This is a genomic window from Pseudomonas sp. Marseille-Q8238, assembly GCF_965111915.1.
This window is the reverse complement of record NZ_CBCOPI010000001.1, coordinates 4,665,592-4,687,076: the sequence shown is the minus strand read 5'-3', so window position 1 is coordinate 4,687,076 and position 21,485 is coordinate 4,665,592. Positions and strand designations below refer to the sequence as shown.

Annotated in this window: 20 protein-coding genes and 1 other RNA gene; 12 read left to right on the top strand and 9 right to left on the bottom strand. The window is 62.6% G+C overall.

All coding sequences use genetic code 11. The annotated features are described in order from the left end of the window. Window positions 1-213: 213 nt before the first annotated feature. The 3 genes from ACWPW0_RS21540 (at window position 214) to ppk1 (ending at window position 4,800) form a co-directional block, all read left to right on the top strand. Window positions 214-1,452, top strand: coding sequence for a sterol desaturase family protein (locus tag ACWPW0_RS21540; RefSeq protein ID WP_454256506.1), 1,239 nt, complete (start codon window positions 214-216; stop codon window positions 1,450-1,452). Between the two features lie 98 nt (window positions 1,453-1,550). Further along, window positions 1,551-2,564, top strand: coding sequence for a porphobilinogen synthase (gene hemB, locus ACWPW0_RS21535; RefSeq protein ID WP_447594937.1), 1,014 nt, complete (start codon window positions 1,551-1,553; stop codon window positions 2,562-2,564). A gap of 16 nt (window positions 2,565-2,580) precedes the next feature. Then, entirely contained in the window at window positions 2,581-4,800 is a 2,220-nt protein-coding gene (gene ppk1 / locus ACWPW0_RS21530) for a polyphosphate kinase 1 (protein WP_447594935.1), read from the top strand. Window positions 4,801-4,857: 57 nt separating this feature from the next. Here the strand turns inward: ppk1 and ppx are convergent, their stop codons facing one another. Continuing rightward, window positions 4,858-6,360, bottom strand: a complete 1,503-nt coding sequence (ppx, locus tag ACWPW0_RS21525) for an exopolyphosphatase (protein WP_454256505.1) — start codon at window positions 6,358-6,360, stop codon at window positions 4,858-4,860. Window positions 6,361-6,575: 215 nt separating this feature from the next. Between ppx and trxA the strand changes: the two genes are divergently transcribed. From trxA to ACWPW0_RS21505, 4 genes are all read left to right on the top strand, one after another. Continuing rightward, window positions 6,576-6,902 carry a thioredoxin TrxA gene (gene trxA / locus ACWPW0_RS21520; protein ID WP_447594932.1) on the top strand — a complete coding sequence of 109 codons (327 nt, stop codon included), beginning with the start codon at window positions 6,576-6,578 and terminating at the stop codon, window positions 6,900-6,902. 257 nt (window positions 6,903-7,159) lie between these two features. Further along, complete coding sequence (gene rho, locus ACWPW0_RS21515) at window positions 7,160-8,419, top strand: transcription termination factor Rho (RefSeq protein WP_447594930.1); 1,260 nt, start codon at window positions 7,160-7,162, stop codon at window positions 8,417-8,419. Window positions 8,420-8,540: 121 nt separating this feature from the next. Continuing rightward, a complete protein-coding gene (ubiD, locus tag ACWPW0_RS21510; RefSeq protein ID WP_454256504.1) occupies window positions 8,541-10,007 on the top strand; it encodes a 4-hydroxy-3-polyprenylbenzoate decarboxylase in 1,467 nt (488 codons plus the stop codon). Beyond that, window positions 10,007-10,978: a CDP-6-deoxy-delta-3,4-glucoseen reductase gene (locus ACWPW0_RS21505; RefSeq protein ID WP_454256503.1), complete on the top strand. Its 972-nt coding sequence runs from the start codon at window positions 10,007-10,009 to the stop codon at window positions 10,976-10,978. The genes ubiD and ACWPW0_RS21505 overlap by 1 nt, the downstream gene beginning before the upstream one ends. Window positions 10,979-11,002: 24 nt before the next feature. On the opposite strand, the gene ACWPW0_RS21500 is transcribed toward ACWPW0_RS21505, so the two are convergent. Beyond that, window positions 11,003-12,436: a sodium:proton antiporter gene (locus ACWPW0_RS21500; protein ID WP_454256502.1), complete on the bottom strand. Its 1,434-nt coding sequence runs from the start codon at window positions 12,434-12,436 to the stop codon at window positions 11,003-11,005. Window positions 12,437-12,563: 127 nt separating this feature from the next. After that, window positions 12,564-13,544 (bottom strand): NADPH:quinone oxidoreductase family protein, encoded by a 981-nt coding sequence (locus tag ACWPW0_RS21495; protein ID WP_454256501.1) that lies wholly within the window; start codon window positions 13,542-13,544, stop codon window positions 12,564-12,566. 159 nt (window positions 13,545-13,703) lie between these two features. Here ACWPW0_RS21495 and ACWPW0_RS21490 point away from each other — a divergent pair, with 159 nt between their 5' ends. Further along, window positions 13,704-14,114: a flagellar basal body-associated protein FliL gene (locus ACWPW0_RS21490; protein WP_447594921.1), complete on the top strand. Its 411-nt coding sequence runs from the start codon at window positions 13,704-13,706 to the stop codon at window positions 14,112-14,114. Window positions 14,115-14,120: 6 nt separating this feature from the next. On the opposite strand, the gene ACWPW0_RS21485 is transcribed toward ACWPW0_RS21490, so the two are convergent. Further along, window positions 14,121-15,986: a sensor domain-containing diguanylate cyclase gene (locus ACWPW0_RS21485; protein ID WP_454256500.1), complete on the bottom strand. Its 1,866-nt coding sequence runs from the start codon at window positions 15,984-15,986 to the stop codon at window positions 14,121-14,123. A gap of 47 nt (window positions 15,987-16,033) precedes the next feature. Beyond that, a complete protein-coding gene (locus tag ACWPW0_RS21480; RefSeq protein ID WP_447594917.1) occupies window positions 16,034-16,483 on the bottom strand; it encodes an EVE domain-containing protein in 450 nt (149 codons plus the stop codon). Between the two features lie 201 nt (window positions 16,484-16,684). Here ACWPW0_RS21480 and ACWPW0_RS21475 point away from each other — a divergent pair, with 201 nt between their 5' ends. Continuing rightward, window positions 16,685-16,819, top strand: a complete 135-nt coding sequence (locus ACWPW0_RS21475) for a hypothetical protein (RefSeq protein WP_447594915.1) — start codon at window positions 16,685-16,687, stop codon at window positions 16,817-16,819. A 21-nt stretch (window positions 16,820-16,840) separates the two neighbouring features. Here ACWPW0_RS21475 and ACWPW0_RS21470 read toward each other — a convergent pair whose 3' ends face one another. The 4 genes from ACWPW0_RS21470 to ACWPW0_RS21455 all read right to left on the bottom strand — a co-directional run bounded on the left by ACWPW0_RS21470 (window position 16,841) and on the right by ACWPW0_RS21455 (window position 18,183). Then, window positions 16,841-17,440 carry a 5-formyltetrahydrofolate cyclo-ligase gene (locus ACWPW0_RS21470; RefSeq protein ID WP_454256499.1) on the bottom strand — a complete coding sequence of 200 codons (600 nt, stop codon included), beginning with the start codon at window positions 17,438-17,440 and terminating at the stop codon, window positions 16,841-16,843. An 8-nt stretch (window positions 17,441-17,448) separates the two neighbouring features. Beyond that, window positions 17,449-17,627, bottom strand: a non-coding RNA gene (gene ssrS / locus ACWPW0_RS21465) — 6S RNA. A 44-nt stretch (window positions 17,628-17,671) separates the two neighbouring features. After that, window positions 17,672-17,977 (bottom strand): cell division protein ZapA, encoded by a 306-nt coding sequence (locus tag ACWPW0_RS21460; RefSeq protein WP_447594912.1) that lies wholly within the window; start codon window positions 17,975-17,977, stop codon window positions 17,672-17,674. Beyond that, entirely contained in the window at window positions 17,974-18,183 is a 210-nt protein-coding gene (locus tag ACWPW0_RS21455; protein ID WP_447594910.1) for a TIGR02449 family protein, read from the bottom strand. The genes ACWPW0_RS21460 and ACWPW0_RS21455 overlap by 4 nt, the downstream gene beginning before the upstream one ends. A 180-nt stretch (window positions 18,184-18,363) precedes the next feature. On the opposite strand from ACWPW0_RS21455, the gene ACWPW0_RS21450 reads away from it, so the two are divergent. Genes ACWPW0_RS21450 through ubiH form a run of 3 tightly spaced genes read left to right on the top strand, consistent with a single transcriptional unit; the run spans window position 18,364 to window position 21,475 of the window. After that, on the top strand, window positions 18,364-18,921 hold the full coding sequence (locus tag ACWPW0_RS21450; RefSeq protein WP_447594908.1) for a YecA/YgfB family protein: 558 nt from the start codon (window positions 18,364-18,366) through the stop codon (window positions 18,919-18,921). 30 nt (window positions 18,922-18,951) lie between these two features. Next, window positions 18,952-20,286, top strand: coding sequence for a Xaa-Pro aminopeptidase (pepP, locus tag ACWPW0_RS21445; protein WP_447594906.1), 1,335 nt, complete (start codon window positions 18,952-18,954; stop codon window positions 20,284-20,286). A 4-nt stretch (window positions 20,287-20,290) separates the two neighbouring features. Next, window positions 20,291-21,475 (top strand): 2-octaprenyl-6-methoxyphenyl hydroxylase, encoded by a 1,185-nt coding sequence (gene ubiH, locus ACWPW0_RS21440; protein WP_454256498.1) that lies wholly within the window; start codon window positions 20,291-20,293, stop codon window positions 21,473-21,475. Window positions 21,476-21,485 lie beyond the last annotated feature (10 nt).

Genomic DNA, 21,485 nt, shown 5'->3' with positions numbered 1-21,485 from the left:
GCCGCTGGTGTGGCTTAGCATGGTTATGACGCATCCTAGCAGGCTATTGAGAAACGTAGGCGAGGCAGGAAAGACCAGGCAAAAACAGGCGAGGAGGCGGAGTTTACAGCTGTAAATGAGCATTCCGAGCCTGTTTTTAACGCAGGGTTGCCCACGCAGGTAGTTTCTCGATGGCCTGCTAGCCCCGAACCGCCGCAACAATATGGGTGCCCCGTGAATTACATTCTTTATGCCGTCCCCCTGTTCTTTCTGCTGATCGGCATCGAGCTGCTGGTTGATCGCTGGCGCGGGGTGCGGACCTATAACCTGGCCGATGCGCTGAACAGCCTGAGCGCCGGGGTGTTGTCCACCACCAGTGATCTGCTGACCAAGGTGGTTGGCCTGTTGGCCTATACCTATGCCTGGCAGCAATGGGCGCTGTTCGAGCTTTCTGCCAGTGATATTTGGGTGTGGATAGCGGCCTTCGTCTTTTACGACTTCTGCTACTACTGGCTGCACCGCCTGGGGCACGAGCGCAACATTCTCTGGGCCGCACATTCGGTGCATCACCAGAGTGAGGAGTACAACCTCACTACCGCCTTGCGCCAGACCAGTACGGGTTTTCTGCTGGCCTGGATCTTCTATCTGCCCATGGCCCTGGTCGGTGTGCCGCCGCTGGTGTTCTTTACCGTGGGGGCGCTCAACCTGTTGTACCAGTTCTGGGTGCATACCAAGCACATCGGCAAGCTGGGCTGGTTCGAGTGGTTGTTCATCACGCCGTCCAATCATCGTGTTCACCATGCGCAGAACCCTCTCTACATGGACCGTAACTATGGGGGCGTGTTCATCCTCTGGGACCGCCTGTTCGGCACCTTCCAGGATGAGTTGGAGGAGGAGCCGGTGGTGTTTGGCGTGACCACGCCGCTGGCCAGTTGGAACCCGCTATGGGCCAACCTGCAGTTCTATGCCGTGCTCTGGCAGGATGCGGTACGTGCTGAGTCCTGGTGGGACAAGCTGCGTATCTGGTTCATGCGTACGGGCTGGCGTCCGGCCGATGTCGACGCGCGTTACCCTCGGGCCAAGCCGGACCTGTCACGGTTCGTCAAATTCGCCGTGCCCCTGAGCGGCGCCCGGCAGTGTTATGCCGCGCTGCAGTTCGTGGTGTACGTGGCCGGTGGCAGCTACCTACTGGCCAATGGGGCGCAACTGAGCCTGCCCGTGCTGGTGACGGGGTGGGCCTGGATGGCATACGGCCTGTATGCCATCGGTGCCTGGATGGAAAACCGGCCGTTCGTGTTGTGGCTTGAATTGGCACGTCTGGCCCTGAATCTGCCGCTGTTGTGGTGGTTGCAGGCGCAGGGCGTGCTGGCGTCCTCCGTGCCGGCATGGGGTGTACTGGGCGGCTACAGCCTGCTTACTCTGCTGGCGCTCGTGGCACTGCAGCGGCAATGGGTCACGCCCGTTCGCGCCTGATTCCGCCGGGCTGGCGATGCTCTGGCGTCATCAATTGGTCATAATGGGGGTCTATAACCGTCACACTGTGCCCGTGTTCGCGGGCTCCGGAGTCTGCCGTGAGTTTTACCCCCGCCAATCGCCTGTTCCCCGCCACCCGCCTGCGCCGCAACCGTCGCGATGAGTTTTCCCGTCGCCTGGTGCGCGAGAGCGTGCTGACCACCAACGACCTGATCCTGCCGGTGTTCATCCTCGATGGGGAAAACCGCCGCGAGCCGATCCCGTCGATGCCGGGCGTTGAGCGTCTGTCCATCGATCAGTTGTTGAAGGATGCGGCGTACTGGGTCGAGCTGGGGATTCCGGCGATTGACCTGTTTCCCTACATCCCGGTCGAGCGCAAATCCCTGGATGGCGCTGAGGCCTGGAACCCGGATGGTCTGGTCCAGCGGGCGGTTCGCGCGTTGCGCGAGCGCTTTCCGGAACTGGGCGTGATGACCGACGTGGCGCTGGACCCGTACACCACCCATGGCCAGGACGGCATCATCGACGAGGACGGTTACGTTCTTAACGACATCACCATCGATGCTCTGGTCAAGCAGTCGCTGTCCCATGCCGAGGCTGGCGCTCAGGTGATCTCGCCGTCGGACATGATGGACGGGCGCATCCTGTCCATCCGTGAGGCGCTGGAAGTGGCCGGACACGTGAACACGCGCATCATGGCTTATTCGGCGAAGTACGCCAGCGCCTACTACGGTCCGTTCCGCGATGCTGTCGGCTCGGCCGGCAACCTTGGCAAGGGCAACAAGTTCACCTACCAGATGGACCCGGCCAATGGCGACGAGGCACTCCACGAGGTGGCCGCGGACCTGGCTGAAGGCGCCGACATGGTCATGGTCAAGCCGGGCATGCCCTACCTGGATGTGCTCTGGCGCGTGAAACAGGAATTCCGTGCGCCGACCTTTGTCTATCAGGTCAGCGGCGAATACGCCATGCACATGGCGGCCATCCAGAACGGTTGGCTCGGCGAGGCGGTGATCCTGGAGTCATTGACTGCTTTCAAACGTGCGGGTGCCGATGGCATCCTCACCTACTTCGCCGTACGTGCGGCAGAATTGATCAAGGCGGGGCAGTAAGCCCCTGGGAAGAGGTATGAACACCGAGGGACTCAACAAGAACGCAGTAGCGGATGCCACCCCTGTCGCCGAGCAGGACCTGACACCCGTGGACGTAGCCGAGGCAGTGGTTGCGCCGGAGGTGGAGCCAGTCGCTCCAGCGCCCGCCCCGCCGCCCATCCTGTCGGTGGATGACAGCAGCCTGTACATCCATCGCGAGCTGTCCCAGCTGCAGTTCAACATCCGCGTGCTGGAGCAGGCGCTGGACGAGTCCTACCCGCTGCTCGAACGTCTCAAGTTCCTGCTGATCTTCTCCAGCAATCTCGACGAGTTCTTCGAAATTCGTGTCGCCGGATTGAAGAAACAGATCAATTTTGCCCGCGAGCAGGCCGGTCCCGATGGCTTGCTGCCGAGCCAGGCGCTGGCGCGGATTTCCGAGATCGCCCACGAACAGGTCGATCGCCAGTACGGCCTGCTCAACGACGTGCTGCTGCCTGCGCTGGCCAAGCACCAGATCAACTTCATTCGCCGCCGCTACTGGACCGCCAAGCTCAAGGCCTGGGTGCGCCGCTATTTCCGCGAGCAGATCGCGCCGATCATCACCCCCATCGGCCTCGATCCGACGCACCCGTTCCCGTTGCTGGTGAACAAGAGCCTGAACTTCATCGTCGAGCTGGAAGGCGTGGACGCCTTCGGCCGCGATTCCGGCCTGGCGATCATCCCGGCACCACGCCTGTTGCCGCGCATCATCCGTATTCCGGAGGATGTGGGCGGCCCTGGCGACAACTACGTATTCCTGTCCTCGATGATCCACGCCCACGCCGACGACCTGTTTCACGGCATGAGCGTGAAAGGCTGCTACCAGTTCCGCCTGACCCGTAACGCCGACCTGTCGGTCGACGCCGAGGATGTCGACGACCTGGCCCGTGCGCTGCGTGGCGAGCTGTTCAGCCGCCGTTACGGCGATGCCGTGCGCCTGGAAGTGGCGGACACCTGTCCCAAGCACTTGGCCGACTTCCTGCTCAAGCAGTTCAGCCTGAGCGAGAGCGAGCTGTACCGGGTCAACGGGCCGGTCAACCTGACCCGCCTGTTCAGCATCACCGGGTTGGACAGCCACCCTGAGTTGCAGTACAGCCCCTTCACGCCGCTGATTCCCAAGCTTCTGCAGAACAGCGAGAACATCTTCAGCGTGGTCGGCAAGCAGGACATCCTGCTGCTGCACCCGTTCGAATCGTTCACACCGGTGATCGATCTGCTGCGTCAGGCGGCGAAAGACCCGCATGTGCTGGCGATCAAGCAGACGCTGTATCGCTCCGGGGCCAACTCGGAAATCGTCGACGCCCTGGTGGATGCCGCGCGAAACGGCAAGGAAGTCACCGCGGTGATCGAGCTGCGCGCGCGCTTCGACGAGGAGTCCAACCTGGCCCTGGCGAGCCGCCTGCAGGCAGCCGGTGCCGTGGTGATCTACGGCGTGGTTGGCTTCAAGACCCACGCCAAGATGATGCTGATTCTGCGTCGTGAGAACGGCGAGCTGCGCCGCTATGCCCACCTGGGCACCGGTAACTACCACGCCGGCAACGCCCGCCTGTATACCGACTACAGCCTGCTGACCGCCGATGTGGCGCTGGGTGAGGACGTGTCCAAGCTGTTCAGCCAACTGATCGGCATGGGCAAGACCCTGCGCATGAAGAAGCTGCTGCACGCTCCCTTCACCCTGAAGAAGGGCATCCTCGACATGATCGCCCGCGAGGCCCAGGCGGCCAGCGAAGGCAAGCCGGCGCACATCATGGCCAAGGTCAACTCGTTGACCGACGCCAAGGTCATTCGCGCGCTGTACAAGGCCAGCCAGGCCGGGGTGAAGATCGACCTGGTGGTGCGCGGCATGTGCTCCTTGCGTCCAGGTGTGCACGGGGTATCGCACAACATCCACGTACGTTCGATCATCGGCCGCTTCCTCGAGCACAGCCGGATCTACTATTTCCTCAATGGCGGTGACGAGCAACTGTACCTGTCCAGTGCCGACTGGATGGAGCGCAACCTCGACAAGCGCGTGGAAACCTGCTTCCCGGTCGAGGGCAAGAAGCTCACCCTGCGGGTGAAGAAGGAACTGGAGTCCTACCTGACCGACAACACCCAGGCCTGGGTGCTGCAGTCTGATGGCCGCTACGTGCGCATCAGTCCGACCGGCAACGCCAACCCGCGCAATGCGCAGGCAGCCCTGCTGGAGAAACTCACCGCCCCGCCTGTGGTGCGCTGAGCCTGCAACACCATGAAAAAGCCCCGCATCTGCGGGGCTTTTTCGTTCCGGTGACGATCAGCGTACGCTGAGGGTGAAGCCGATGCGCTTCAGCCATTCGGCTTCCTGTTCGAAGTCGGCCTGGGTCAGCGGGTTGGCCTCTAGCCAGCCGTCGGGGAAGGTCAGGTCGAGGCTCTGCGCGCCAGCCTGCATCTGCACGCGCGGCATTTCCTGCGTGCCACGGATGTGATGGAAAAGAATGGCGAAGCGCAGCAGAACGCACAGGCGCAACAACTTGACGCCTTCTTCGCCGAATTCGGCGAATTTGTCCTTGGGAATGTTGCGACGATGGCCGCGCACCAGCAGGGCCAGCATCAACTGATCCTGACGCGAGAAACCGGCCAGGTCGGAGTGCTCGATCAGGTAGGCGCCGTGCTTGTGGTAGTGGTAGTGAGCGATATCCAGGCCGATCTCGTGCACGCGCGAAGCCCATTGCAGCAGGTCGCGGTGCAGGTCGTCGTCGAGCTGCCAGGCATCGGCGACCTTCTCCAGCGCCTGCAGGGCCTTGGTTTCCACGCGCAGGGCCTGATCGGCATCGACGTGGTAGCGCTCCATCAGTGCACTCAGGGTGCGTTCGCGCACGTCCTCGTGCTGGTGGCGGCCGAGGAGGTCGTAAAGCACGCCTTCACGCAGTGCACCATCGCAGTGGTCCATGCGTTGCAGGTCGAGGGCATCGAAGATCGCTTCGGCAATGGCCAGGCCAGCGGGGAAGATCTGCCGGCGATCGGGTTTGATGCCCTCGATATCCAGCTTGTCCACGTCGCCCAGCTTGAACAGCTTGCGTTTGAGCCAGGCCAGGCCTTCGACGTTGATTTCGCCGTTGCCCAGGCCGCCAGCCTTGATTGCCAGGCCGATGGCGCGGATGGTCCCGGAGGCGCCTATGGCCTCCTGCCAACCCAGGCGCTGCAGGCCCTGCTCGATGGCCATCAGCTCCAGGCGCGCGGCGGTGTAGGCCTGGGCGTAGCGCGCGGCGGTGATCTTGCCGTCGCGGAAATAGCGTTGGGTGAAGCTCACGGAGCCCATTTGCAGGCTCTCGCGCAGCAGCGGCTCGAAACGCTGGCCGACGATGAACTCGGTGCTGCCACCGCCAATGTCTGCGACCAGGCGTTTGCCCGGGTTGTCGGGCAGGGTGTGCGAGACCCCGAGGTAAATCAGGCGGGCTTCTTCGCGACCGGAAATCACCTCCACCGGATGGCCCAGCAACGCCTCGGCACGGCGGATGAATTCGCCGCGGTTGCGTGCTTCACGCAAGGCGTTGGTGCCGACGATACGCACCGCACCATGGGGTAGGCCCTGGATCATCTGGGCGAAGCGCCCCAGGCAGTCGAGGCCGCGCTGCATGGCTTCCTCGCTGAGTAAGCGTTGCTCGTCGATGCCGGCAGCCAACTGAACCTTGTCACCCAGGCGGTCGAGAATACGGATTTCGCCTTGGTCGGCCTTGGCCAGAACCATGTGGAAACTGTTCGAGCCAAGGTCGATGGCGGCGATCAGAGAGAACGACTTGGCAGGGGTTTGCGGCATGGGCAGTGATCTCGAAACGTAACGGGTGCGTGCTGCCATGGCAAAGCAGCCGGTCCAATCAGCCCATGTTAACCTCCTGATTATGTACTGCCGTATTCTTTCATCGATTTTTCTCGACGGACCGATAGTCAAGCTTAATGGCCTGCGTCTTTCGGCGGCGTTCAAGCCGGGCTATGATGGCGCCACTTTTTTGCTTCAGATCACGGAGACTATCCATGAGTGAATTCATCACCAACGTCAGCGATGCCAGTTTTGAAGACGACGTGATCAAGGCCGACGGACCGGTTCTGGTCGACTACTGGGCCGAATGGTGCGGCCCGTGCAAGATGATCGCGCCGGTGCTCGACGAGATTGCCCAGACCTACCAGGGCAAGCTCAAGGTGTGCAAACTGAACATCGACGAGAACCAGGACACTCCGCCGAAGTACGGCGTGCGTGGTATCCCGACGCTGATGCTGTTCAAGAACGGCAATGTCGAAGCGACCAAGGTCGGCGCGCTGTCCAAGTCGCAGTTGGCCGCGTTCCTCGACGCCAACATCTGATTGCTGGCGCGCGTCCTGCGCGCCACGTAACGGATGATGCAAAAGCCCCGCATAATGCGGGGCTTTTTGTTGCCGCGGGGTGGACGTGCTGCCAGACCGGTGTTACATTCCGTCGGGTAGCGATTTCTCCGCTACCCTCCAAGCCGTCGCCGACGCTTTCCTATTTCGATAAATTCGAGCGATCCAGTCGCCTTCTCGCGGCGCGGCTTCCAAAGCCCTAGTGCTTTCATCCCCCTTCCTCAAAGCTACGTCATTCTATGAATCTGACCGAACTCAAGCAAAAGCCGATTGCCGAACTGCTCGACCTGGCCGACCAAATGGGCCTGGAAAACATGGCCCGTTCGCGCAAGCAGGACATCATCTTCGCCCTGCTGAAAAAACACGCTAAAAGTGGCGAAGAGATTTCCGGCGACGGCGTGCTGGAGATCCTCCAGGACGGCTTCGGCTTCCTGCGCTCCGCGGACTCCTCCTACCTGGCCGGCCCGGATGACATCTATGTCTCGCCCAGCCAGATCCGCCGTTTCAACCTGCGTACCGGCGACACCATCATCGGCAAGATCCGTCCGCCGAAAGAGGGCGAGCGTTACTTCGCCCTGCTCAAGGTCGACTCGATCAATTTCGATCGCCCGGAAAACGCCAAGAACAAGATCCTGTTCGAGAACCTCACGCCGTTGTTCCCGAACGAGCGTCTCACCATGGAAGCCGGTAACGGCTCCAAGGAAGACCTCACCGCCCGTGTGATCGACCTCTGCGCCCCTATCGGCAAGGGTCAGCGCGGTCTGATCGTCGCGCCGCCGAAAGCCGGCAAGACGATCATGTTGCAGAACATCGCGGCCAATATCACCCGCAACAACCCCGAGTGCCACCTGATCGTCCTGCTGATCGACGAACGCCCGGAAGAAGTGACCGAGATGCAGCGCACCGTGCGCGGCGAGGTGGTCGCCTCGACCTTCGACGAACCGCCGACCCGCCACGTGCAGGTCGCCGAGATGGTGATCGAGAAGGCCAAGCGCCTGGTCGAACACAAGAAGGACGTGGTCATCCTGCTCGACTCCATCACCCGTCTGGCGCGTGCCTACAACACCGTGATCCCGAGCTCCGGCAAGGTGCTGACTGGTGGTGTCGACGCCCACGCCCTGGAGAAGCCGAAGCGCTTCTTCGGTGCTGCGCGTAATATCGAGGAAGGCGGTTCGCTGACCATCATCGCCACCGCGCTGGTCGAAACCGGCTCGAAGATGGACGAAGTGATCTACGAAGAATTCAAGGGTACCGGCAACATGGAGCTGCCCCTGGATCGTCGTATCGCCGAGAAGCGCGTGTTCCCGGCCATCAACATCAACCGCGCCGGTACCCGCCGCGAAGAGTTGCTGACCGCCGAAGACGAGCTGCAGCGCATGTGGATTCTGCGCAAGCTGCTGCACCCGATGGACGAGATCGCCGCCATCGAGTTCCTCCTCGACAAGCTGAAAGACACCAAGACCAACGACGAATTCTTCCTGTCCATGAAGCGGAAGTAAGTCGGGCGTTGTCGCAAAGGCCGGGGAAACCCGGCCTTTGTATTTGCACTGCCTTCTGAATAACCGACTTCGGCGCTACACTTTGCGCCCCACCTGCACGCCCCACACATGAGGCTCAAGCATGCAGTATCGCGACTTGCGCGACTTCATTCAGGGACTGGAAAAGCGTGGTGAACTCAAACGCATCCAGACCCCGATTTCTCCTGTCCTGGAGATGACCGAGATTTGCGACCGCACCCTGCGCAAGGGTGGCCCGGCGCTGCTGTTCGAGAACCCGACCGGCTTCGACATGTCAGTACTGGGCAACCTGTTCGGCACGCCCAAGCGCGTGGCGCTGGGCATGGGCGCCGAGGAAGTCAGCGAGCTGCGCGAAATCGGCAAGCTGCTGGCCTTTCTCAAGGAACCCGAACCGCCGAAGGGCCTGAAGGACGCGTGGTCCAAGCTACCGATCTTCAAGAAGGTCCTGAGCATGGCGCCCAAGGTGCTGAAGGATGCGCCGTGCCAGGAAGTCATCGAGGAAGGTGACGACGTCGACCTGACCAAACTACCGGTACAAACCTGCTGGCCGGGCGATGTCGGGCCGCTGATCACCTGGGGCCTGACCATCACCAAAGGCCCGAACAAGGACCGGCAGAACCTCGGCATCTACCGCCAGCAGGTCATCGGTCGCAACAAGGTGATCATGCGCTGGCTCAGCCACCGCGGTGGTGCCCTGGATTTCCGTGACTGGTGCGAGAAATTCCCCGGCCAACCCTACCCGGTGGCCGTGGCCCTCGGTGCGGACCCGGCGACCATTCTCGGCGCAGTCACGCCGGTGCCGGACAGCCTCTCCGAGTACGCCTTCGCCGGCCTGCTGCGCGGCAACAAGACCGAACTGGTCAAGGCCCGTGGTAGCGACCTGCAGGTGCCTGCCAGTGCCGAAATCGTCCTTGAAGGGGTAATCCACCCCGGCGAGATGGCCGATGAAGGCCCGTATGGCGACCACACCGGCTACTACAACGAAGTCGATCGTTTCCCGGTGTTCACCGTCGAGCGCATCACCCGCCGGCAGAAGCCGATCTATCACAGCACCTACACCGGTCGTCCACCGGATGAACCGGCGATCCTTGGTGTGGCGCTGAACGAAGTGTTCGTGCCGATCCTGCAGAAGCAATTTCCCGAGATCACCGACTTCTACCTACCGCCGGAAGGCTGTTCCTACCGCATGGCGGTGGTGACCATGAAGAAGCAGTACCCCGGGCATGCCAAGCGGGTGATGCTCGGCGTGTGGAGCTTCCTGCGCCAGTTCATGTACACCAAGTTCGTCATCGTCACTGATGACGACATCAATGCGCGCGATTGGAACGACGTGATCTGGGCCATCACCACGCGCATGGACCCCAAGCGCGACACGGTGCTGATCGACAACACGCCGATCGACTACCTCGACTTCGCCTCACCGGTCTCCGGCCTGGGTTCGAAGATGGGCCTGGACGCCACCCACAAGTGGCCAGGCGAAACCACCCGCGAGTGGGGGCGTGCCATCGTTCAGGATGAGGCGGTCAAGCAACGCGTGGATGCGCTGTGGAGCGAGCTCGGGATCGATTGATGAACGTCACATTACAACCGTCCGGCGCGGTCCTTGCCGTGCGCGCCGGCGAGCGCATTCTCGATGCGGCGCGCCGCCTGGGTTACGACTGCCCGCAAAGCTGCCGCAACGGCAATTGCCACGTGTGCAGCGCGTTGCTGGTGGAAGGGCGCATTCGCCAGAACGGCGAGGAGCGCGACCACGGTGAGCTGTACACCTGCCTGGCCGAGCCATTGGAAGATTGCGTACTGCACTGGGATGGCGTGCTCGCCCCCGGCGAGTTGCCGGTGCGCAGCCTGACCTGCCAGTTGATCGAATGCACCGACGTTGGTGGCGATGTATTCCGCGTGCGCCTGCGTGCGCCAGCGGGCAAGGTGCCGCGTTACCACGCCGGGCAGTACCTGCTGTTGCAACGCGAGGATGGCGAATTGTCGGCCTTCTCGCTGGCGTCGGCGCCGCACATGGGGCGCGAGCTGGAGCTGCATGTGCTCGCCCGGGAAGAGAGCGCCATCCGCTTGCTGGCGTTCCTGCGTCGCGAGTGCTTCGCCAAGGTGCAGATGCCCTTTGGCGATACCCACCTGGCCGAGTTGCCGGACGGCCCGCTGGTGTTGATCGCGGCCGGCACCGGCATGGCGCAGATGCACAGCCTGATCGAGCATTCGCGTGCTGCTGGTTTCGCTCATCCGGTGCACCTGTACTGGGGCGTGCGCCAGCCGGACGACTTCTATGACCTGCCGCACTGGGCGGACTGGCAGCAACAGCCGGGCCTGTTTCTGCATCGTGTGGTCAGCGACCTGTGCGACTGGCAGGAACGTTGCGGCCTGTTGCACGAAGCCGTGTGCGAGGACTTCCCCGACCTCAAGCCACTGCATGTCTATGCCAGCGGTTCCCCGGCGATGATCTACGGCACCCTGGATGCGCTGGTCGAGGCGGGCATGGATGCGCACCAGATGCGTGCCGACGTGTTCGCCTACGCCCCGCGCGAGTCGTAACGCCTCCTGCAGGAGGCGCAGGCGTTACAGCAGCAACAGGTTGAGCGCCACCAACAGTGGCAGCAGGATGGCGCACGACCAGAGCATGTAGCCGAAGAAGCTCGGCATCTTCACCCCTTGCTGCTCGGCGATAGCCTTGACCATGAAGTTCGGCGCATTGCCGATGTAGGTCATCGCACCCATGAACACCGAGCCCGTGGAAATTGCCAGCAGGGTCTGCGGCAGGCGCTCCATCAGCACCTGCGCGTCGCCCGCAGCGAGGTTGAAGAACAGCAGGTAAGTGGGCGCGTTGTCGAGAAAGGCCGATAGCGTGCCGCTCATCCAGAAGTACATGCTGTCGATGGGCTGGCCCGTCGGGCCGGTGACATTGGCGACCACTGCCGCCAATGCCCCGTCGCTGCCCGCACGCAGGATGGCGATCACCGGGGCGATGGTCAGGAAGATGCCGGCGAACAGCTTGGCCACTTCGATGATCGGCCCCCAATTGAATTCGTTGCCCGTGCGGATCGCACGCGGGGTGATCCAGAGCGAGACCAGGGCCAGGCCGATCAGGGCCAGATCGCGCAGCAGGTTTTGCAGTTCCACCGGCGTGCCGAATACATCGACGCCAATACCGGGTTTCCACAGTCCGGACATGAGTACGGCCAGCACCACGCCACCGAGCAGCAGGAAGTTCAACTTTCCGCGCAAGCGCAGAGGTTGATCGGGTGTCGGGTCTTCCTCGTTGAGCTCGTGTTCGCGGCTGAACAGATAGCGGTCGATCAGGTAGAACAGGCCCAGCAAGGGCAGGGCCAGCAGAATGACCGGCAAGGCCATGTGCTGCAGGGTCCAGAAGAAATCCACGCCCTTTAGAAATCCGAGAAACAGCGGTGGATCGCCCAGCGGTGTGAGACCGCCTCCCACGTTGGCCACCAGGAAGATGAAGAACACCACGACATGAGCGTTGTGCTTGCGGTTGTCATTGGCGCGCAGCAACGGGCGGATCAGCAACATCGCCGCGCCGGTAGTGCCCATCACCGAGGCCAGCAGGGTGCCCAGCGCCATCAGGCCGGTATTGAGGTGGGGCGAGCCGTGCAGGTTGCCCTCCAGGAGAATGCCGCCGGAGATGGTGAACAGGGCGAACAGCAGAATGATGAATGGCAGGTACTCGCCGAGCAGCACGTGCGCGCCCAGGCTCAGGCCTGGTTGCCAGCCGAAGGTGAACAGGAACGGCACGAGAAACAGCAGCGTCCAGCCGGCGGTTATCTTGCCGAAGTGGTGATGCCAGAGCGCGCCAGCGAACAAGGGCAGCAGGGCGATACTGAGCAGAATGCCGGCGAAGGGCAGTGCCCAGAGCAGGTTCATGCTGGCGCCGTCGACCTCGGCTGCCGTGGCAATGCCAGGAAGGCACAGCAGCAGGACGAGCAACGCTCGCAACACGGTGCGGACGGTGTGGCGCAGGGTAGGAGACAAGTGCATCGACGGGACCGTTAGCTGAGCAGGGCGTGGCGCATTGTTCCATGAACGGTAGCCGCAGTGCAGGTAGAAGTCGTCGCCATGAAAAAGCCCCGCCGGAGCGGGGCTTGATCGGCCGAGAGCCGGGTGGTCAGTCGCGTACCTGGACCACGACCTTGCCAACGGCCTTGCGCTGGCCGAGGGCATTGATCGCCTCGGCGGTTTTCTCGAGCGGAAACACCTGCGAGACCAGGGGCTTGAGTTTGCCTTCGGCATACCACTCGAACAGTTGCTGGAAGTTGGCCAGGTTGTCCTGCGGCTGGCGTTGGGCGAAGGAGCCCCAGAACACGCCCACCAGCGACGCGCCCTTGAGCAGGGGCAGGTTGGCGGGCAGCGAGGGGATGGCGCCACTGGCGAAACCGACCACCAGCAGGCGCCCGTTCCAGGCGATGGAGCGGAAGGCTTCTTCGAACAGCTCGCCGCCGACCGGATCGTAGATCACGTCGACACCCTGGCCGCCGGTGAGGCGTTTGATTTCTTCCTTGAGGCTGCTTTCGCTGTAATTGATCAGCTCATCGGCGCCAGCGGCCTTGGCCACGGCCAGTTTTTCTGTGCTGCTTGCAGCGGCAATCACCTTGGCGCCCATCGCCTTGCCGATCTCCACGGCTGCCAGGCCGACACCGCCGGATGCGCCGAGTACCAGCAGGGTCTCGCCCGCTTTCAGGTTGCCGCGTTGTTTCAGGGCATGCATCGAGGTGCCGTAGGTCATGCTGAAGGCTGCCGCCGACTGAAAGTCGATGCCTTTGGGGATCGGCATTACGTTGTAGCCGGGTACGGCAACCTGCTCGGCGAAGCTGCCCCAGCCAGTCAGTGCCATGACCCGGTCACCGGGGCGTACATGGGTGATCTTCTCGCCCACGGCGGCAACCACGCCGGCTGCCTCGCCGCCTGGCGAGAACGGGAAGGGCGGCTTGAACTGGTATTTACCCTCGATGATCAGGGTGTCGGGAAAGTTGACCCCGGCAGCATGCACGTCGAGAACAATCTCGTTCTTCTTCGGTTCGGGGCTGGCGACTTCTTCCAGGACCAGGTTTTCGGCCGGGCCGAAGGCTTTGCACAGAACAGCTTTCATCACGAGATTCCTCCGCGGATTGGTGGGGAGCAGTGTAGGTGGCGCTCCCCCTCGGTCAATCAGCATGGTCTTGCCTGATGCCCCCCTATAAGCGTCGGGCTTGGGCGCAAGGCCGGCAATGGCTATGCTAGCGGCTATCCCATTAAGGACGTCTTCCCTGTGAAAACCTGGATCGCTCTGCTGCTGGCACTCTCCCTGCCATTCACTGCCCTGGCCAACGAAGAAAACAAGGACGGCGATGCGGCGGGGCCGCAGGTGGCCTACTACAACCTGGTGCCGGCGCTGGTGGGCAACTTCGGTTCGGGGCCTCGCTTGAAATTCTACAAGGCCGATATCGCCTTGCGCGTTAGTGGCAGCGAGGCTGAAGGGCGCGTTCGCCACCACGAACCGCTGATCCGCAATCAACTGGTGATGCTGTTCTCCGAGCAGACCGAGGACAGCATGAGCAGCCAGGAGGCCAAGGAGGCCTTGCGCCAGGAGGCGCTCAAGCAGGTACAAGCGGTATTGCTGCAGGAAGAGGGCAAGCCGCTGGTGGAAGACCTGCTGTTCAACAACCTGATCATCCAGTAAATCCGCTTACGCCGACTGCGGGGCGACACCGCTGTTGTCGCCCCGCGCCCACAGTTGGGTGCGATTGCGCCCCTGGTGTTTGGCGCGATACAGCGCCTGGTCGCTACGCGCGACAAGCGTGGCGGGATGTTCTTCGCAGACCGGATCGGTCTGCGCCAGGCCGATGCTTACGCTCAAGCGTCCGACCGGGCTGGCTGGGTGCGGCAGGTCGAGTTCGGCGAGCATGGCGTGTACGCGCGCGGCAAGGTGTTCGCCGCCTTCCAGCGTGGTGTTGGCGAGGAGGATGACGAATTCCTCTCCGCCATAACGGCACGCCACATCCCCTTCACGTTGCAGGCATTGCCGGAGAATGGCGCCTACCTTCTGCAAGGCATCGTCGCCGGCCAGGTGGCCGAGTGCATCGTTGTAGGCCTTGAAGTGATCGATATCCAGCATGAGCAGCGTCAGTGGTGCATCGATGCGCCGCAGGCGGCGCCATTCGGTCTGCAGGCACTGATCGAAGTAGCGGCGGTTGTACAGGCCGGTCAATCCGTCCAGTTGTGACAGGCGCTGCAACTGTGCTTCCAGCTCCAGGCGTTCACTGTTGTCGCGCGCTACGGCGATCAGGTACTCGCGTTCATTCAGGCGGACCAGTTGAGTATTGATCTCGGCGGCCTGTCGGCTGCCGTCATGGCGACACATTTCATGCTGAAATATCCGCGAAGTGCCCTCGCGCTGGGCGGTGCGCACCTGTTCGAGCCACTGCTGGTAGCCGGGCAGCAACTGCTCTGGATGCTCTCGCAGCAGTTGGGCGAATTGGTCGGCGTGATAGCCCAGGCTGCTGTAGGTGACCTGGTTCATGTGTAGCAATTCGCGGCTCTGGGTATCGAAGATGAACAGGCTGTCATGGCTGGAATCGGTGAGGTCGAGCACCAGTTGCAGGCGCTCACGGCTGTCGCTCAGGTTGCGCTCGATCTGCGCGCGGCGTTCGGCTTCTTCGCTCAGGCGCTGATTGGCTCGTTGCAGGGCGTGGCTGCGTTGGGCATTGCTCAGGGCCAGTGCCAGGGCGGCGACGAGCAGCAGGCTGATAGCCAGGCTGGCACCTAGGACGACCTCCGGCAGCGGCGTACTGAGGCGCTCGATGAGCAGATCCGTGGGGCTCAGTTGCAGGCTGAACGAGCGGTTATTGAGGAGCTGCAACGGCACCCGCTGTTCGAATGCCTGACGGCCAGCGTTCTGGGCATTGCTGTAGAGGGGCGCGCCGTTCTCCATGAGCTGCACGGCAAACTCGTTGACGTCGAGGTCACGCAACAGGGCGTTCATCAGTGGTTCGACACGAAACACGCCTTGCAGGAAGCCGTCGAATTGCTGGTCATCCTGGCTATCGCGCAGAAATAGCGGCGTGTACAGGATGAATCCCTTGCCGCCCTGTACCAGCTCCACGCTATTGGAGAAGCGCTGCTGGCCGGTCGCCTTGGCTTCCATGGCTGTAGGGAAATTCGGGTGCGCAGGGGAAAGGCGGAAATGTGCGGCTGCTTCGTTACTTTTCAGCGGAAGCAGCCAGCGCATCTGCAGATCGGGCCCGACCCACTGGATCGACTGATAGGCTGGGAAGCCCTGCAGCGCCAGGTTGGCCTCGGTTTCCCAGTCATCATGGCTGAGGCGATTGAGGTTGTTCCACAGGCGGGCAATGCGATTGAGGCTTTCCACCTCGTTGAGCAGGTTGCTTTCCAACTGGCGAGCGAGCGCGCGGGCCTGGTAGCTGACGCGCTCCTGCAGGCGCACCTGCTGCTGGTTTTCCAGTTGGCGCCAGAGCAGTGTGCTGGCCGTGCACAGTGCAATCAGCAAGAGGATCAGGGCCAATCGTGCTGACCAGATAAAACGTGGGCGCATGCCTGCACTCCGAAGTGCGTAGCTGAGTTGATAGCACAGCGGCCGGGTCAGCGCATACCGCAGACGATCTGCCATTCGTCTGCGCTGACCGGCATCACCGACAGGCGACTGCCCTTTTGTACCAGCGCTAATCCACTCAACCCGGGTGCGGCCTTCAGGCGTGCCAGGGAGACCACCTGGGGAAAGGCCTCCACGTATTCGACGTCCAGGGCGCTCCAGGGGTTTTTCTCGGCACTGGCTTTGGCATCGAAGTAATGGCTGCTAGGGTCCAGAGCTGTAGGGTCAGGGTAGGGCGCACCAATGATGCGCGCGATTCCGGCGATGCCGGGTTCCGGGCAACTGGAGTGATAGAAGAAGAACAGTTCGCCGATCTGCATGCTGCGCATGAAATTGCGTGCCTGGTAATTACGCACGCCATCCCAGCGGGCGCGACCGAGGCGGCGCAAGTCGAGAATGGATAGTTCGTCGGGTTCTGACTTCATTAGCCAATAAGGCATGAACTTTGCTCCTGTTTTGCGGTCCTTGCTGGCGGACTGTTAATCGTTCCCGCAATGGACTGTCGATTGGCGTCAAGAAAAGCGATCGGGTCGTCATCCTCCGCAGAGAGGGAATGGCCTGATTTTGACGCTGTGGTGGCAAAGACCATCGCGTGCGACCCATATAAAAGCAATGCACCTGGGAAGGGGGAAGGGAGTTGTATGAAGAAGCGTAAACCCGATCTGTTGTGGGTTCTGGTAATTCTGTTCAGCCTGGGAGTGGTTACCACGGGTTACACCCAGAGCATGTGGGAGCGCTCGAGCGCTCAGACTACCAGCCAGGTACAGCAACCCTAACGACCTTGGCGTTGCAGGCTTTCAGTCGTACCAGCGCTTATCGGTTACAACGGCTTCGAGTCTCACATCCCAACTCGCCAGTGCCAGGCGATCGACCTTCTGGCACTCATGGGCTGCGCCCAATAACGTCGGATTCTGCCAATTTTTGCGCAATTGCCGGTAGGCCAGGCTGCGGTCATAAAAACCGCCGCCCATGCCCAGGCGACCACCATACTCATCGAATCCCACCAATGGCAGCACGATCAGATCGAGCGCCCAGGGTTTGCGTTGGCGCGCCTGGCAGACCTTGGGCTCGGCGATACGAAAGCGGTTGGCGATCAGTTGCTCATGCTGCCGCAAGCGCTGGAAGCGCATATGCGTGCGTGGCCAGGCGCTGAGTACGGGCAGGTAGACGGCCTTGCCGCGTCGCTGAGCCGCCTGCAGCACCAGGCGCGGGTCGATCTCGCCATCGTTGGGCAGGTACAGGGCAATGTGTCGGGCGCGGCGAAACAGCGGGTGCTGGGCAAGCTGGCGATACAGATTGCGAGCGGCTTGTTTCTGCTGGGCGGGGGAGAGGGCGCGGCGGGCCTGACGAAGCTGGCGGCGTAAGGCCGGGCGTGAAAGCGTGCCTGCTTCGATCATGAAAATGAAGACTCCCCAGTCGTGCCGCTGTCGGTTTAGCCCTTGAACCCGAAAGTTCAAGGTGGAGATTGCAGGAGGCGTTAAGGCTTTCCGTCAGGCGGACATGCACACCGGCCCCACTTGCAACCCCCGTGGTTGTGCGTATCGGCTCAGGGACATCACCGACTGGCCAACACACCAGGGAGCTGGTGCCGAGTATACCCCAATCAGCCGCTCTGCAATCAGCTTCTGCTATTGATCCTGATCGGTGGTGAGCGCGGTATCGACACGATCAAGAAGGTCGCGCACACGCTCGCGGGTGCTGCTGACTTCCTGGTCCAGGCGTTGTTGTTTGTGCAGCAGGTCGTGGGTGATGTTGAGGGCTGCCATCACGGCGATACGGTCACCACCGATGACTTTGCCGCCGGAGCGGATTTCGCGCATCTTGCCATCCAGGTAGCGCGCGGCGCTTTCCAGGTTGGCGCGTTCGTCTGTCGGACAGGCGATGCAATATTCCTTGTCGAGGATATGCACGGTTACGGTATTGGGTTGGGTCATGTGTCCTGCTCCAGGGCTTTCAGGCGCGAAATCATCGATTCGACCTTGTGCCTGGCCAATTCGTTCTTTTCGATCAGATGAGCGCGCTCTTCGCGCCAGGCCTTCTCGCTGGCCCGTAGGCCGCGGTTCTCGGACTTGAGCTGCTCCACGCGCTGGATCAGCAGGTCCAGTTTGCGCGTAAGGGCTTGCAGTTCGGCGTCTTCCATGGGCTCCTACCTGGGGCGATGAGTGGCGAAACTATAAAGGATTGTCCTGCCTCGCAGGGAACCGCGCGTGCATTCTCTGACCGGCGTCGCACGCAGGGCTTCGATGGTCTTGCCGCCTCTGCCGGTGCTAGGATACGAGGCCTCATTCTAGACATTGCGCTGCCTAGCGCCTAGCTGCCCATGCCCACCTCGAATTCGCCTTACACCGCTTTCGCCGCCCTGCTCGCCAGCACTGGCAAACCCGTTTCTCCTGCCGAGTTGCACGGCCTGTTGCTGGGGCGCAGTTGCGCCGGTGCCGGCTTCGACCCCGAGCCTTGGTTGATCGATGCCGCCGACGTGCTGGGCGCCGAGCCGCAAGATAACGTCCGCCAGGCGCTGATCGGCTTGCAGGAAATGGTCAAGGGCGAGCTGTCCGGTAGCGATATCGCCGTGGTGCTGCTGTTGCCGAGCGACGATGCACCGCTGGCCGAACGGGCCACGGCGCTGGGGCAGTGGTGCCAGGGCTTCCTCGACGGCTTTGGCCTGACCCTGCGCGATGGCGCGCTGAGTGGCGAAGCCATGGAAGTGCTGCAGGATCTTTCCGCCATCGCCCAGGTGCAGAGTGCGCTGGAGGAATCCGAGGACGGCGAGAACGATTACATGGAGGTCATGGAGTACCTGCGCGTGGCCCCGTTGCTGCTGTTCACCGAGTGCAACAAGGCACCGGTCGACGCCGCGCCGAAACCCTCCCTGCACTAAACCTTCTCTGTATTAAGGTCGGAATCGCCCATGGCCAGCATCCCCAAGTCGGAATACGCCCGTCGGCGCAAGGCGCTGATGGCGCAGATGGAACCCAACAGCATCGCCATCCTGCCGGCCGCGCCGGTGTACATCCGCAACCGCGATGTCGAGCATGTGTACCGCCAGGACAGTGACTTTCAGTACCTCAGCGGCTTCCCCGAGCCGGAAGCGGTGCTGGTGCTGATTCCTGGGCGTGCCCATGGCGAGTATGTGCTGTTCTGTCGCGAGCGTGACCCAGAGCGTGAGCTGTGGGACGGTCTGCGTGCCGGCCAGGATGGGGCGATCAAGGCCTACGGTGCCGACGATGCGTTTCCCATTGGCGATATCGACGACATCCTGCCTGGCCTGATCGAAGGCCGCGAGCGCGTGTACTACGCCATCGGCAGTAATCAGGAGTTCGATCACCGGCTGATGGACTGGGTCAACGTGATCCGTTCCAAGGCACGTCAGGGCGCCACGCCGCCCAATGAATTCGTCGCGCTCAACCACCTGCTGCACGACATGCGCCTGTACAAGTCGGCCAATGAAGTGAAGGTGATGCGCGAGGCCGCCGAGATTTCCGCGCGGGCACATATCCGCGCCATGCAGGCCAGTCGCGCCGGGCTGTTCGAGTATCACCTGGAAGCCGAGCTGGACTACGAGTTCCGCAAGGGTGGGGCGAAGATGCCGGCCTACGGCTCGATCGTCGCCGCCGGGCGCAATGCCTGCATCCTGCATTACCGCGAGAACGACGCAGCGCTGAAGGACGGCGACCTGGTGCTGATCGACGCCGGATGCGAGATCGACTGCTACGCCAGTGACATCACCCGCACCTTCCCGGTCAGCGGTAAATTTTCACCCGAGCAGAAGGCTATCTACGAGCTGGTGCTCCAGGCCAACGAAGAGGCGTTCAAGCACATCGCCCCCGGCAAGCACTGGAACGAAGCCCATGAGGCCACCGTGCAGGTGATCACCGCCGGGCTGGTCGAGCTGGGCCTGTTGCAGGGTGACGTCGATGAACTGATCGCCAGCGAAGCCTACAAGCCGTTCTACATGCACCGCGCCGGCCACTGGCTGGGCATGGACGTGCACGATGTCGGTGAATACAAGGTCGGCGGCGAGTGGCGCGTGCTCGAGCCGGGCATGTCGATGACCGTCGAGCCGGGCATCTATATCGCCGTGGATAACCAGAACGTCGCGAAGAAATGGCGCGGCATTGGCGTGCGCATCGAGGACGACGTGGTGGTCACCAAGACCGGTTGCGAAATCCTCACCACGGGCGTGCCCAAGTCCGTTGCCGAGATCGAGGCGCTGATGGCCGCTGCACGTAGCCAGGCGGCCTGAGGCCATGCAACGAGCAAGCCTGGCGATCATTGGCGGTGGCCTGGTTGGTGCAAGCCTGGCGCTGGCGCTGCAGGCCGGGGCCAAGGCACGTGGCTGGCAGATCGCGCTGGTCGAGCCTTTCGCCCCCGGTGACAGCTATCAGCCCAGTTACGATGCCCGCTCCACGGCGCTGTCCTATGGCAGCCGGCAGCTTTATGAGCGCCTGGGCGTGTGGCCGGCGATCAGCCAGCGCGCCGAGGCGATCACCCAGATCCATGTATCCGACCGTGGCCGCTTTGGTGCTGCACGCCTGTCCGCCGAGGACGAAGGCGTGCCGGCGCTGGGCTATGTGGTGGAGAACGCCTGGCTTGGCCATTGCCTGTGGCAGGCGCTGGATGCCGACGTGGTCAGTTGGCGCTGCCCCGCGGAAGTCAGCCGCCTGGAGGCGCTGGATGACGGCTACCGGCTGACGCTCAACGATGAAAGCGTTCTTGATTGCGACCTGGCCGTGCTGGCCGATGGCGGGCGTTCCAGCCTGCGCGAACAGCTCGGTATCGCGGTACGCATCACGCCTTATGGCCAGACTGCGCTGATTGCCAACGTCAGCACGGCCGACGCGCACCAGGGACAGGCCTTCGAACGCTTCACCGACGAAGGACCGATGGCCATGCTGCCGCTGTCGGGCAACCGCAGTGCGCTGGTCTGGACCCGCCCCGGTAACGACGCCGAACGGCTGCTGGGTCTGGACGACAAGGCTTTCCTCGCCGAACTGCAGAACGCTTTTGGCTATCGCCTGGGGGCGCTGCGCCAGGTCGGCGGCCGGCATGTCTACCCATTGGCGTTGAGCGAGGCGCAGGAGCAGGTACGCCCGCATCTGGTGCTGCTCGGCAACGCCGCGCACAGCCTGCACCCGGTTGCCGGACAGGGCTTCAACCTGTCGCTGCGCGACACCCTGGCGCTGGCCGATTGCCTGCTGGCCAGCCCGGCTGCGCCAGGTGATTTCGCCACCCTGCAGCGCTATCGGCAGAGCCAGCAGCAGGACCAGGCGCTGACCGTCGGCTTCTCCGATCAGGTGACTCGCCTGTTCGGCCGTGGCGAGTCGCTGCTGGTCGCTGGGCGTACCCTGGGGCTGCTTGGTCTGGACCTGTTGCCGCCGGCCAAGCGCTGGTTCGCCCGTCAGGCCATGGGCCTGGGGACCCGTCACTCATGAGTGGTTTTTA